Raw genomic sequence first — 13,345 nt, 5'->3', positions numbered from 1 at the left:
CATCGCGCGGAAATTGCATCGCGCGAACTCCGGAAAAATACGGGAAATGGCGTCAGGTCAACAGTTTCGGGCAGCGAAGCTTGGGCCCGTCCTCCGCTGTCGTCCCGGATCGGCGCTCCGCCTGTCCGGGACGGCGCTGGGGGTCACACGTCGAAAAATACCGTTTCGTTGTCGCCCTGGAGCCGCAGGTCGAGCCGGTACACCGGCTTGCCGGCCTCGCGCACGGCCGTCAGCGTGGCGCGACGGTCGGCAGGCACCACCGCCAGCACGGGATCGGCGGCATTGCCGGCCTCGTCACTGAAATAGATGCGGGTATAGAGATGCCGCAGCATGCCGCGACCAAACACCGCAAGCAGGACATGCGGTGCCTGCGGCTTGCCGTCGGGATCGGGCACCACGCCCGGCTTGATGGTTTCAAAGGAATAATTGCCGTCCTTGTCGGTGCCGCAACGGGCAAAGCCGCGGAAGCTCGCATTCGGCAGCGCGCGCTTGTCCTGCGGATCCGCGAAGCGCCCCTGCGCGTCGGCCTGCCAGATCTCCAGCATGGCATCGGGCACAACGACTCCGTCGCCGTCGAACACGCGGCCCTCGATCCGGACGCGATCGCCGGTGACGTCGGGCGTCAGCGTCGAGTTGGTGAACGCATCATTCCAGGCATACTCGCCGGTCGGCGTCAGGCCGTATTTGAAGAACGGGCCGACGGTCTGCGACGGCGTGATCCCATTGTCCTGCACTTAATGGTTCTCCATAGGGGTGGCGTTCTTGCCGCGCAGCACGATGTCAAAGCGGTAACACAGCGCCCATTCGGGCTGGGTGTTCTCGAGATCAAATGACGACACCATCCGCGCCCGCGCCTTCTCGTCCGGCACCGAATTGAAGATCGGATCGAACGGGAACAGCGGATCGGCCGGGAAGTACATCTGCGTCACGAGACGCGTGACGAAGGAATGGCCGAACACAGAGAGATGGATGTGTGCGGGACGCCAGGCGTTATGATGGTTGCCCCAGGGATAGGCGCCAGGCTTGATGGTGACAAAGCGGTAGTAACCGGAGACGTCGCTCACGGTGCGGCCGGCGCCCGTAAAGTTCGGATCGAGCGGAGCCGGATGCTGGTCGCGGACGTGAACGTAACGGCCGCAGGAATTGGCCTGCCAGATCTCGACCAGCGAGTTCGGCACGCCGCGGCCGTCCTCGTCGCGCACATGGCCGTGCACAATAATGCGTTCCCCGAGCGGCTCGCCGGTGTGTTGGGTGGTGAGATCATTGTCGCCCTCGCGAACGGTCTCGTGGCCGTAGACCGGGCCGGTCAGCTCCGACAGCGTATGGCGCATCGGGATCAAGGGTTTGTTCGGCGCACGCTTGACCGAGCTTTTGTACTCGGGCGACAGCGGCAGCGGATGCGCCGTGTTGCTGTCGACGGGATAGATGAATGTCATTGGCGAACTCCTCCCCGGCCCTTTTCCGACCGGTCAACGCTTCCGCCAATCATTATAGGATATAACTAATTGGGGGAAGCGGCTTTGAGCCCTATTTGATCGGCGGACGCGGCAGGACGGCCTCGCCGGCTTCGAGCCGATAGACATGGTCCAGCGAATACCAGGGCGTCGCGACGTCGCGCTCGGTCGGATGTGGCGTGTCATGGCGCAGGAACTTGCCCATCAGCGCTTTGGTCACGCCGAACTGCACGTCACTATCGATATGCGGGTCGGCGGGGTCGTAGACCTGCGAGATCAGCACCTTGAATCCGGGCTTGAAGACCAACGCGTGCAGGTGCGCGGGACGATAGGGATGCCGCTTCTGCGCCTCCAGGAGGCGGCCGACCACGCCGTCGGTCGGAATGGGATAGCCGACCATCATCACGGAGCGGAACGAGAAGGCTCCGTCCTGGTCGGTCGTAAACTTGCCGCGCAGGTTCATGTCGGCCTGCTCGGGGTCCTGGTTTTCATAGAGACCAACCGGCGACGCGTGCCAGACGTCGACCTCGGCGCCGGCGACGGGACGGCCGTCCTTGTCCACGACGCGGCCGTTGACGAACAGCGGCGCGCCTGGGGTCTCGGAGCGGACGATCGATCCGCCATTTTCCACCCGCGGCGAGTTCAGCCGCCAGAATGGTCCGAGCAGCGACTGGTCGGTCTCCGTGTTGCCCTCATCGCCATTATTCAGCAGGCACACCAGCGGCGAGACGCCGAGCGAGCCTGCCATCAGCACGACCTCATTATGCGTGTCGGTCGAGAGCTTGCCGAGTTCGGCGATAACAGCCGTGGCGTCGCGGAATTCCTTCTCGGTCAGGCGAACGTCGCGAACAAAACCGTGCAGATGCTTGACCAGGGAGACCATGATCTGGCGTAGCCGTGGATCGGATGTCTGCTCCATCACCGCCAAGGCCGCGGCCGTGACGTCCTGCTCGCGCGCGATGATCATGGGATGCTCCCTCACCTTGCGTCATGGCCGGGCTTGTCCCGGCCATCCACGACCTTCTTCTCGCGGCACCAAGAACGTGGATGCCCGGGCCTTCGCCTCGCCGAAGAGGCTTCGGCCTCGCAGGCGGGACAAGCCCGGGCATGACGAGTCTGGGGCACCCGGCTCCGGGATGACGGCACGCTGCGCGTCCCGTCAGTTCAGCTTCTCGATGGCGACCGCAACGCCCTGGCCAACGCCGACGCACATGGTGGCGAGCGCGAGCTTGCCGCCGCGCTTCTCCATGCCGTGCACCGCGGTGAGCGCGAGGCGCGCGCCACTCATGCCGAGGGGATGACCGAGCGCAATCGCGCCGCCATGCGGATTGACGAAATCGGCATCGTCGGCAACGCCGAGCTGGCGCATGCAGGCGATACCCTGCGAGGCAAAGGCTTCGTTGAGCTCGATCAGGTCGAAATCGCCGATTTTCTTGCCGAGACGTTCCATCAGCTTGCGGGTGGCCGGCACCGGGCCGATGCCCATGATGCGCGGCGGCACGCCGGCGGAGGCGAGGCCGAGGATGCGCGCGCGCGGCGTCAGGCCGTGCTTCTTCACCGCAGCCTCGGACGCCAGGATCATCGCGGCGGCGCCGTCATTGACGCCGGAGGCGTTGCCCGCGGTCACCGTGCCGGGATTGCGCACGATCGGCCTGAGCTTCGTCAGGGCTTCCAGCGTGGTCTCGGGACGCGGATGCTCGTCCTTGTCGACGGTGACAGGGCCGGCCTTGCCGCCGGGAATGGTGATCGGGGTGATTTCTTCGGCGAAATAGCCGGCCGCAATCGCGGCGCCCGCGCGCTGCTGCGAGCGGATCGCGAAGGCGTCCTGATCCGCGCGCGAGACCTGGAATTCCTCGGCGACGTTCTCGCCGGTCTCGGGCATCGCGTCGACGCCATACTGCGCCTTCAGCAGCGGATTGATGAAGCGCCAGCCGATCGTGGTGTCGAAGATCTCAGCCGAGCGCGAGAACGCTTCCTGCGCCTTGCCCATCACGAAGGGCGCGCGCGTCATGGATTCGACGCCGCCGGCAATCGCAAGCTCGATCTCGCCGGAACGGATAGCGCGGCCGGCCGCACCGACCGCATCGAGACCGGAGGCACAGAGCCGGTTCAGGGTCTGGCCTGGAACGGAATCCGGCAGGCCCGCAAGCAGGAGCGCCATGCGTGCCACGTTGCGGTTGTCCTCGCCGGCCTGGTTGGCACAGCCGAAGAAGACCTCGTCAACCTGTGCCCAATCGAGATTGGGGTGCTTGGCCATCAGCGCCTTGATCGGGGCCGCCGCCAGGTCGTCGGCACGCACCTTGGCGAGCGACCCGCCAAAACGGCCGATCGGGGTCCGCACGGCATCGCAGATAAAGACGTCACGCATGGTTGTTCTCCCTGAATGCCGCGATCCGGCCTAAATTCTTCAATGTCGACGGAGTTTTAGGAGGGCGCCCGCGGCAGGTCAATTGACCGATACGCGCGTGTTCCGACGGGTGTGCACGCGAGTTGCGCATGCCGCGGTGCGGACAACGTGGAAAACCTCCCCTCTCCGCCCAAAGCGATAGGAGCGCGGGGCGAAATTTTGTAGGTTGCGCCGCCCATGACAATGCAACAACCGATCCCTGCACCGCCTCCCGACGATACGCCCGCGCCGCAGGCGGAAGCTGCCGCGCGCGTCACGCCGATGATGGAACAGTACCTTGAAATCAAGGCGGCACATCAGGGCCTTCTGCTGTTCTACCGGATGGGCGACTTTTACGAGCTGTTCTTTGAGGACGCCGAGATCGCCTCCAGGACACTCGGCATCGTCCTGACCAAGCGCGGCAAGCATCAAGGCGCCGATATCCCGATGTGCGGCGTGCCAGTCGAGCGCTCCGAGGACTATTTGCACCGGCTGATCACCGCCGGGCACCGGGTCGCGGTGTGCGAGCAGACCGAGGATCCCGCGGCGGCGAAAGCACGCGGCAACAAGAGCGTCGTGCGCCGCGGCGTGGTGCGCCTGGTCACGCCGGGCACGCTGACCGAGGACACGCTGCTCGACGCGCGCGCCAACAATTACCTGCTGGCGCTCGCGCGCGCGCGCTCATCGGCGGGCGGTGACCGCTTTGGCCTCGCCTGGATCGACATCTCGACCGCCGAATTCACGGTGACGGAATGTTCGGGCGGCGAACTCGCCGCCACGCTGGCGCGGATCAATCCGAACGAGGTGATCGTCACCGACGCGCTCTATAACGACAGCGAGCTCGGACAGACCCTGCGCGAGCTGCCGGCGGTGACGCCGCTGACCCGCGACGTCTTCGACGGCGCCACTGCCGAGAAGCGGCTGTGCGACTATTTTGCCGTCGCGACCATGGACGGACTGTCCCAGCTCACGCGGCTGGAAGCCACTGCCGCCGCCGCCGCCGTCACCTATGTTGACCGCACCCAGGTCGGCAAACATCCGCCGCTGTCGCCGCCCGCGCGCGAAGCCTCGGGCGCGACCATGGCGATCGATCCCGCCACCCGCGCCAATCTCGAACTGACGCGGACACTCGCCGGCGAACGCCGCGGCTCGCTGCTCGACGCGATCGACTGCACGGTGACCTCGGCCGGCTCGCGCCTGCTGGCGCAGCGGCTTGCCGCGCCGCTGACCGATGCGGCGGCGATTGCGCGGCGGCTCGATGCCGTCGGCAGCTTCGTTGCCGACTCGGCCGCGCGCGAGGACATCCGCAGCATCCTGCGCGGCGCCCCGGACATGTCGCGGGCGCTGGCCCGTATATCCGTCGGCCGCGGCGGTCCGCGTGACCTCGCCGGCCTGCGCGATGGCATCATCGCCGCCGACCAGGTGCTGACGCGGCTTGACGAACTCGACCAGCCGCCGCAGGAGATCGCCGTCGTGATGGCGGCGCTGCAAAAGCCATCGCGCGAGCTCGCGGCGGAATTCGCCAGGGCGCTCGACGATCAACTGCCGCTGATCAAGCGCGACGGCGGGTTCGTTCGCCAGGGCTATGAGCCTGCGCTGGACGAAACGCGAAATCTGCGCGACGCCTCGCGCCTGGTGGTGGCCTCGATGCAGGCGCGCTACGCCGACAACACGGGTGTGAAGGGGCTCAAGATCCGGCACAACAACGTGCTCGGCTATTTCGTCGAGGTCACCGCGCAGCACGGCGACAAGCTGATGTCGGCGCCGCTAAACGCAACCTTCATCCACCGCCAGACGCTGGCCGGCCAGGTCCGCTTCACCACCTCCGAGCTCGGGGAGATCGAAGCCAAGATCGCCAATGCCGGCGACCGCGCACTCGGGCTCGAGCTCGAGATTTTCGAGCGGCTCTGCGCCAAGGCTTTGGCCATCAGCGAGGAACTGCGCGCCGCCGCTCACGCCTTTGCGCTGCTCGACGTCGCGACGTCGCTTGCCAAGCTGGCGATCGACCAGAACTATGTGCGGCCCGAGGTGGACTCGTCTCTCGGCTTTGCGATCGAGGCGGGCCGCCATCCCGTGGTCGAGCAGGCCTTGAAGCGCAATGGCCAGCCGTTCATCGCCAATGCCTGCGATCTCTCGCCGGGCCCTGCGCAAAAATCCGGCCAGCTCTGGTTGCTGACCGGTCCGAACATGGCGGGTAAGTCGACCTTCCTGCGCCAGAACGCGCTGATTGCGTTGCTCGCCCAGATCGGAAGTTTCGTGCCGGCGACACGCGCGCGGATCGGCATCATCGACCGCCTGTTCTCGCGTGTCGGCGCCGCCGACGATCTCGCCCGCGGCCGTTCCACCTTCATGGTCGAGATGGTCGAGACCGCTGCCATCCTCAACCAGGCCGGCGAGCGCGCGCTCGTGATCCTTGATGAAATCGGCCGCGGCACCGCGACCTTCGACGGCCTCTCGATCGCCTGGGCCGCAATCGAGCACCTGCACGAGAGCAACCGCTGCCGCACGCTGTTCGCGACGCATTACCACGAGCTGACGGCGCTCTCCGCCAAGCTGCCGCGGATGTTCAACGCGACCGTGCGGGTGAAGGAATGGCAGGGCAATGTCGTGTTCCTGCACGAGGTGTTGCCGGGTTCGGCCGATCGCTCTTACGGAATCCAGGTCGCCAAGCTCGCGGGCCTGCCGCCGGCCGTGATCACGCGCGCCAAATCGGTACTGGCGAAGCTGGAAGCCCAGGACCGCGGCCAGACCGCGCGCGCGCTTGCTGACGATCTGCCGCTGTTCGCAGTGCCCTCGCGCGCCGCCGCAGAAGTCACACCGCCGAGCGAGGCCGAACTGCTGATGGACGCGGTGAAGGCGCTGCATCCGGACGAGATGTCGCCACGCGAAGCGCTCGATGCGCTGTATGCGTTGAAGGCCAAGCTGCCGAAGCAGTGACGGTGCCGCAGGGTGGGTGAGCCGAAGGCGTAACCCACCACCTTTGTCAGCGCGCGAGAAGTGGTGGGTTACGCTTCGCTAACCCACCCTATGCTTCTGAACGCTACGCCCTCGCCGCGATCGCCGCCACTTCCGCTGCGGCGCGCTGCATGCTGGTCGACATCTCGTTGGTCACCGTGCTCTGCTCTTCGATTGCCGCGGCCGTCGACGTCACATATTCGCTGACGTTGCTGATGGCCGTCTTGATCGAAGCCAGGGCGGTGACGACGTCTCCAGAGATGCCGTTGAGGCTACCGATCTCAGCGCCGATCTTGTCAGTGGCCTGCTTGGCTTGGTTGGCGAGGCTCTTGACCTCCGAGGCCACCACCGCAAAACCCCGACCGGCTTCACCGGCGCGGGCGGATTCGATGGTGGCGTTGAGTGCCAGGAGGTTGATCTGCCCGGTGATGTTGTTGATGAGCTCGACGATCCCGCTCATCGCCAGCGCCGCTTCAGTGAGGCGCTGGGCCTGGGCATCAGCGGACGCGACCTGCTCCACCGCGCTCATCGCCGTCTCGCGCGATTTGGTCATGGCCTCGGAAATCTCCCGCACCGAGGCGTTCAGCTCTTCCGATCCGGCGGCGACCGATTCCATCATGCCGCGGACGCGCTCGTTGCCCATGCGGACCAGCACCTGTTTCGTGACGTCGGTCGCATATTTCACGACCTTGAACGGCTTGCCGTTGAGATCCATGATCGGATTGTAGGAGGCCTGGATATAGACCTCCCTGCCGCCCTTGCCGATGCGCTTGTATTCGGCCGCCTGATACTGGCCGCGGTTGAGCGCCGCCCAGAACTCGCGATAGCCATTGCCATCGCGCTCCGAGGGCTCGACAAACATGCTGTGGTGCTTGCCCTTGATCTCAGCCAGCGAATAGCCGAGGGCGCCGAGGAAATTGGCGTTGGCGGTGATGATCGTGCCGTCCATGTTGAACTCGATCACCGCCTGCGCCTTCTCGATCGCCGTGATCTGGCCCGCAAGGACGGCATTCTTCAGCTTCTCCGCCGTGACGTCGGTCGCGAACTTGGCGACGCCGAAGGGCTTGCCGTTCTCATCGAGTAGCGGATTGTAGGAGGCGAGAATCCAGACCTCGCGGCCGCCCTTGCCGATGCGCTTGAACTCGCCAGCCTGGTATTCGCCGCGGTTGAGCTTGGCCCAGAACTCGCGATAGGCCGCGCCGTCGCGCTCGGCCTGGGGCATGAAGAGGCTGTGATGCTTGCCCTGGATCTCGGTCAGCGAATAGCCAAGCGCGTTGCAGAAATTCTCGTTGGCCGTGACGATGGTGCCGTCGAGCTTGAACTCGATCACGGCCTGGGCGCGGCCGATAGCGGCGATCTTCGAAGACTCCGTCATGCTCCGGATCTTCTTCTCGGTGATTTCGGTCCCAATCTTGGCGACCATCACCGTCTTGCCGTTGCCGTCGAGCACCGGATTGTAGGATGCTTCGATCCAGATCTCACGGCCGCCCTTCGCGATCCGCTTGAACTCGCTTGCCTGATACTCGCCGCGGTTCAATGCAGCCCAGAACGCCTTGTACTCGGCGCCGTCGCGCTGGTCGGCCGGCATGAACATGGCGTGCTTCTTTCCCTTGATTTCGTCGAGGGAATAGCCGAGGGCGTTCAAGAAATTCTGGTTGGCGCTCAGGATCGTGCCGTCCATGGCAAACTCGATCATGGCCTGCGAGCGGCCGATGGCGGCGAGCTTAGCATCCGCGTCGTTGCGGGACTTGCGGCCAAACATCATTGAATCTCCAAAATCATTAAATTGCGAGACGGGATCAGGTGACGTGACGGCGCGGCACACGCGCTGAATTCCAATCGAATTCCGCCGGTAAAACTCGCGTTGCGAAGACCAAGGCGGATACGCAAGATGATTCAGTACCCATAAGATCGAATAAAGTGCTAACGAATTCTGGGAAAAGCGATCGCCGACAGAGCAGCCTAAAGCTGCACGACGGTAGGCCTTACACGCTGCTCGGTCGGCGCTGTCACTTGAATGCTTGGTCCTTCAGGAGTTTGAAGGAAAGCGTCTCGCGATCGGTCATGGCGAGTTTTGCTACGGAAGTATCCGGCGACGCCGCGCCGCATGTCCGTAGTGTCACGGCGCTTGCCGCGCCTTGTGCTGCGTACGCCGCCCGATCCCCCACAGCGTCAGATTCCAAACAATGCAGGTGGCGAGTGCAAGCCCAAGACCGACGGCGGAGCCGAACCACGCCACCGCCACGTGCAACACCGCGATCGCCATTCCGAATCCGAGCAGCCCCCAAGCCGAATTGGCCAGCACCGCGGCGGTCGGCGGACCGCCGATTCGCGGATGCAGGATCACCATGATGCTGGAAAACACCACCGGATACAGCGCGATGATGCCGCTGATCCGGGGACCGACCCAGCCCGAGGTCGAGACGACGATTGCGACGAGGGTCGCGACCAGCGCGGCCCGCATCGGCACGTCATACCAGCGCCGCGTCACCAGCGGCATCTTTACATGGCGATAGCCCGCGAGCAGCGGAATGCAGATGCCGAACGCGATCAGATTGGCGGCGAGCCCGGCGGTGAGCGGCCAGTCGAACTGCTTGATGATCGAGGCGAACACGATCCAGACCGCGACCGCGCTTCCGCAACTCACCAGAAGGCTGCGCCGCTGCGCCAGCACCACATAGGTGAGACACATGAAGATCGTCGCGGCATTGACCGGCAAGCTCGACAGCGCGCCCTGCGCGATGAAGGCGGCATCGTGGTCGAGCGCGAGGAAGACGTAGGATGGTCCGGCCGAAACCGGCAAGGTCGCGACCAGCGCGCCGATCACCGGCCCTGAACGCTCGGTGATGATCGACGCCGTCACGACGAACGCCGCCGCGACCATCATGCGCAGAACGAGGATGAGGATGAGGTGGAGCTCGGGGGACATTTTTTTCTTTTGTCGTCCCGGGCTTCGCCGAGACGACACGAATTGTTGGGCGAGCGGCCTTCGCTCGCTACATCCGCTGCATCGACACCGAGACCTTCGGGCCGTTCTTGATGGTCTGATAGACCACGCAGTAGCGCTCGGTGAGCTTGAGCAGCAGGTCGAGCTTGTCTTGCGGCGCATCAGTATCGACGTCGAAGCGCAGACGTATCTCGGCGAAGCCGACCGGCGTCTCCTTGTCGACGCCGAGCGTGCCGCGGAAATCGAGATCGCCCTCGGCGTAGACGTTGCCGGTCTTCAAGGGTACCTCGATCGCGGTCGCGACCGATTTCAGCGTGACGCCGGCGCAGGCGACCAGCGCTTCGAGTAGCATGTCGCCCGAGCAGAGCTCGAGGCCGGAGCCGCCGGTTGCGGGATGCAGGCCGGCCATTGCGATGGCGCGGCCGGTCTCGACCTTGCAGGCGATGCCCTCGCTGTCGGTCGAGCCCTTGGCCCTCAACGTGATCATCGCGGTCTTGGGGTCGGTCTTGTAGCGCTCCTTGATCGGGGCCTGCATCTGGCGCAGTGCTGCGGCGTCCATTTTGTCTCTCCCGGGAAAATCGTCTCTACGAAGTACCGGCTTGCGATGTACCGGCTCGGAGCGAAATTGTCACCACCACATGGCCTGACCGGGACCCTGGGTTGCGTCACGGTCGGGCACGCTGCGGTCGAGCGAACGATCGAGTGACGTCAGCACACTTCGCTTGAAATTCTCGAACAGCGGCGAATTGCGGTCGCGTGGCCTGCCCAGGTTGATCTCGATCTGGTCGAACAGCCGGCCCGGCCGCGGCCGCATCACCAGCACGCGGTCAGCCAGCACCACGGCCTCGTCGACGTCATGGGTGACGAGGATGAGCGTCGGCCGCGTGTCGGCCCAGAGATCGAGCAGATGATCCTGGAGGTCCCTGCGGGTGAAAGCGTCGAGCGCCGAGAACGGCTCGTCGAGCAAGAGCACCTCGGGCTGCGGCACCAGCGCGCGGGCGATCGCGACGCGCTGTGCCTGCCCGCCCGAGAGCTCGCGCGGCCAGGCCTGCGCCTTCTCGGCGAGCCCGACACGCTCGAGCGCACGCGCCACCTTTTCACGCCGCTCGGTCGCGGGCCCATCGGCAAGACCAAAGCCGATATTGTCGGCGACGCTGAGCCAGGGCAGCAGCCGCGGCTCCTGGAAGATGATGCCGATCTTGGCATGCGGCGCGGCGATCGCCTCGTTGTCCAGCGTCACCGTGCCCGAGCTTGCGCGGTCGAGGCCCGCGATGGCGCGCAGCAGCGTGGACTTGCCGCAGCCCGAGCCGCCAATGATGGCGACGATCTCGCCTTGCCTGATCTCGGCGGAGAAGCGCGCCAGCGCCTGCACGCCGTTGGGATAGGTCTTGCTGACCCGGTCGAGCGCCAGCATCGCCTTATGCTCCCGTTGTACGCCCAAAGGCGTCCTGCCAGCGCAGGAAGGGCGCAGCCGCGATCTCGATCAACCAATCCGTGAGCTTGCCGAGGATCGCGAAGATCACGATGGCGGCGAGGATCTGCGCGGGCTTGCCGAGCTGCTGGCCGTCGAGCAGGAGATAGCCGAGGCCTTCGGACGCGCCGATCAGCTCGGCCGCCACCACGAACATCCAGCCCAGACCAAGACCGACGCGCAAGGACACGACATAGGCCGGCAGCACCGCGGGCAGCAGGATACGGCGGATCATGGCAGGCCCGGAGAGACGGAATGTGCGACCGACCTCGACGATCTTGCGATCGACGATGAGGATCGCGCCCATCACGCCGAGATAGACCGGAAAGAACACGCCGACTGCGATCAGCGCGATCTTCGAGGTCTCGAAGATGCCGAGCCAGAGGATGAACAGCGGCACCCAGGCCAGCGACGGGATCGCGCGCAGCGCCTGCACGGTCGGGTCGAGCAGCCGCCGCGCCAGCGACCAATAGCCGGATATGGCGCCGAGCAAGGTCCCCGCGACCACGCCGAACGCAAAGCCAAGGCCGACACGCCACAGCGTTGCGGCGATGTGACGGAACAGTTCGCCGGAGCGCGCAAGATCAACGACGGTGGCGAACAAGCGCGAGGGCGGCGGCACCAGCCGGCCGTTGGACCAGCCGGACCAGACCACGAGTTCCCAGCCAAGCGCGAGGGTCAGTGGCAACAGCAATCCCAGCGTCGGCCCCGCATAGCGCGACAGCCGCGAGGGCGCGGCGCTCTCGGCCGGTTCCGTAGTCTGTTGCAGGACTGGCGCGTCAGAGATCATGGCCGGTAGGAAGCGCGTCCTGTGCGAGATTGCAAGGGCGCGCGGCATTCTCGGCGTCGTCCCGGACAAGCGCAGCGAAGCGGAGCGCAGATCCGGGACCCCTAACCACGGGAAGGCGTGGCTACGGTGACTCGGAGTTGCCCCTTTGGCGCCAAACCACTTCCTGTGGTTATGGGTCCCGGGCTCGCTTCGCGCCCCGGGACGACGACCGAGTTTGCCGCCCGCCTGCCTTTAATTCGTCGGCAGCGGGACCTGATCGTCGATCAACGCATCCAGCGTCGCCTTCACATCGACCTTGGCGTCGACGACGCCGGCCTGTTGCAGGGCGAGGCCCGCGGCGAGGATCGATTCGCGCTGGGGCGCGCCGATGCGGCTGTGGGTCAGCTCGGTGCGCTCCTTGAGTTGCTTGTCGACGACAGGCTCCGGCAGCTTGGTCACGGCGATGAAGGTCTTCTTGAGCTCGTCGTAATTCGCGAGCGAATATTTGCGCGCCTCTTCGTACACCGCGAGCACGCGGCGGGCGGCGTCCGGATAGTCTTTCAAAAACTGCTCGCGCACATTGAGGATGCCCCAAGTGTTGGCGTCGGCCTTGCGATAGAACAGTTTCGCGCCGTCCTCGACCTCGGCCTGCGCCATCATCGGATCGAGCCCGGCCCACGCATCGACGTCGCCGCGGATCAGCGCGGTCTTGCCGTCGGCGTGCTGGAGCAGCACCGGCGTGATGTCCTTTTCGGTGAGACCTGCGCCAAGCAATGCGCGCACCAGGAAGATGTGCGGATCGGTGCCGCGCGTCACCGCGACCCGCTTGCCCTTGAGATCGGCGACATTAGCAATCTTGGAATCCTTTGATGTCACCAACGCCGTCCATTCGGGACGCGAATAGACGTAGATCGACTTGATCGGGTTGCCGTTGATACGCGCGACCAGCGCCGCCGAGCCCGCGGTCGAGCCGAAGTCGATCGAGCCCGCATTGAGGAATTCGAGCGCCTTGTTGGAGCCGGCCGACTGCACCCAGGTGACGGTGATGCCGTCCTTGGCGAACTCCTTTTCCAGGAGTCCCTTCTGCTTCAGGACCATCGACACCGGATTATAGGTCGCCCAGTCGATACGGATTTCCTTGAGCGGATCCGCCGCCCGCGCCGCGGGGGACATGGCAAGAGCGACCGCTCCCGCCAACAGTATGCGTCGTGTAATCCTGGTCATGCCCGACCTCCTCAAAACTTCATTGTTTTTCAATGAGTTAGATCTAGAAATCAACGAGAAAATCCATCCCTCGAAAGCGCGCCGGCTGAGAACAGCTTTGCCCAAAGCCGCACCTTTCCAGCATGGAACGACTATTGCG

11 protein-coding genes are annotated in these 13,345 nt (G+C 65.1%); 1 reads left to right on the top strand and 10 read right to left on the bottom strand.

Annotation, left to right across the window (positions count from 1 at the left end; genetic code table 11):
* Positions 1–143: 143 nt before the first annotated feature.
* The 4 genes from pcaG to pcaF all read right to left on the bottom strand — a co-directional run bounded on the left by pcaG (position 144) and on the right by pcaF (position 3,822).
* Positions 144–734 carry a protocatechuate 3,4-dioxygenase subunit alpha gene (pcaG, locus tag IVB50_RS12095; protein WP_018455904.1) on the bottom strand — a complete coding sequence of 197 codons (591 nt, stop codon included), beginning with the start codon at positions 732–734 and terminating at the stop codon, positions 144–146.
* Complete coding sequence (gene pcaH / locus IVB50_RS12090) at positions 735–1,436, bottom strand: protocatechuate 3,4-dioxygenase subunit beta (protein WP_018455903.1); 702 nt, start codon at positions 1,434–1,436, stop codon at positions 735–737. It abuts the gene before it with no gap.
* 91 nt (positions 1,437–1,527) lie between these two features.
* Positions 1,528–2,421: a dioxygenase gene (locus tag IVB50_RS12085; RefSeq protein WP_018455902.1), complete on the bottom strand. Its 894-nt coding sequence runs from the start codon at positions 2,419–2,421 to the stop codon at positions 1,528–1,530.
* A gap of 192 nt (positions 2,422–2,613) precedes the next feature.
* Positions 2,614–3,822, bottom strand: coding sequence for a 3-oxoadipyl-CoA thiolase (gene pcaF / locus IVB50_RS12080; RefSeq protein WP_018455901.1), 1,209 nt, complete (start codon positions 3,820–3,822; stop codon positions 2,614–2,616).
* Between the two features lie 216 nt (positions 3,823–4,038).
* Here pcaF and mutS point away from each other — a divergent pair, with 216 nt between their 5' ends.
* Entirely contained in the window at positions 4,039–6,777 is a 2,739-nt protein-coding gene (gene mutS / locus IVB50_RS12075) for a DNA mismatch repair protein MutS (protein ID WP_026233049.1), read from the top strand.
* A 103-nt stretch (positions 6,778–6,880) separates the two neighbouring features.
* Here the strand turns inward: mutS and IVB50_RS12070 are convergent, their stop codons facing one another.
* The 6 genes from IVB50_RS12070 to IVB50_RS12045 form a co-directional block, all read right to left on the bottom strand.
* Entirely contained in the window at positions 6,881–8,557 is a 1,677-nt protein-coding gene (locus tag IVB50_RS12070; protein ID WP_247295995.1) for a PAS domain-containing methyl-accepting chemotaxis protein, read from the bottom strand.
* Positions 8,558–8,914: 357 nt separating this feature from the next.
* Positions 8,915–9,724: a hypothetical protein gene (locus IVB50_RS12065; RefSeq protein WP_018455898.1), complete on the bottom strand. Its 810-nt coding sequence runs from the start codon at positions 9,722–9,724 to the stop codon at positions 8,915–8,917.
* Positions 9,725–9,791: 67 nt separating this feature from the next.
* Positions 9,792–10,301, bottom strand: a complete 510-nt coding sequence (locus tag IVB50_RS12060; RefSeq protein WP_018455897.1) for an OsmC family protein — start codon at positions 10,299–10,301, stop codon at positions 9,792–9,794.
* 69 nt (positions 10,302–10,370) lie between these two features.
* Positions 10,371–11,156 carry an ABC transporter ATP-binding protein gene (locus IVB50_RS12055; protein ID WP_018455896.1) on the bottom strand — a complete coding sequence of 262 codons (786 nt, stop codon included), beginning with the start codon at positions 11,154–11,156 and terminating at the stop codon, positions 10,371–10,373.
* Between the two features lie 4 nt (positions 11,157–11,160).
* Positions 11,161–12,003, bottom strand: coding sequence for an ABC transporter permease (locus IVB50_RS12050; RefSeq protein ID WP_247295993.1), 843 nt, complete (start codon positions 12,001–12,003; stop codon positions 11,161–11,163).
* Between the two features lie 231 nt (positions 12,004–12,234).
* Positions 12,235–13,206, bottom strand: coding sequence for an aliphatic sulfonate ABC transporter substrate-binding protein (locus IVB50_RS12045; protein ID WP_247295914.1), 972 nt, complete (start codon positions 13,204–13,206; stop codon positions 12,235–12,237).
* Positions 13,207–13,345 lie beyond the last annotated feature (139 nt).

The sequence above is a fragment of the Bradyrhizobium sp. 87 genome (assembly GCF_023073015.1).
Taxonomy (GTDB): Bacteria; Pseudomonadota; Alphaproteobacteria; order Rhizobiales; family Xanthobacteraceae; genus Bradyrhizobium; species Bradyrhizobium canariense_D.
Note: the sequence above shows the minus strand (reverse complement) of the source record. Positions and strands in the feature narration are given on the sequence as shown.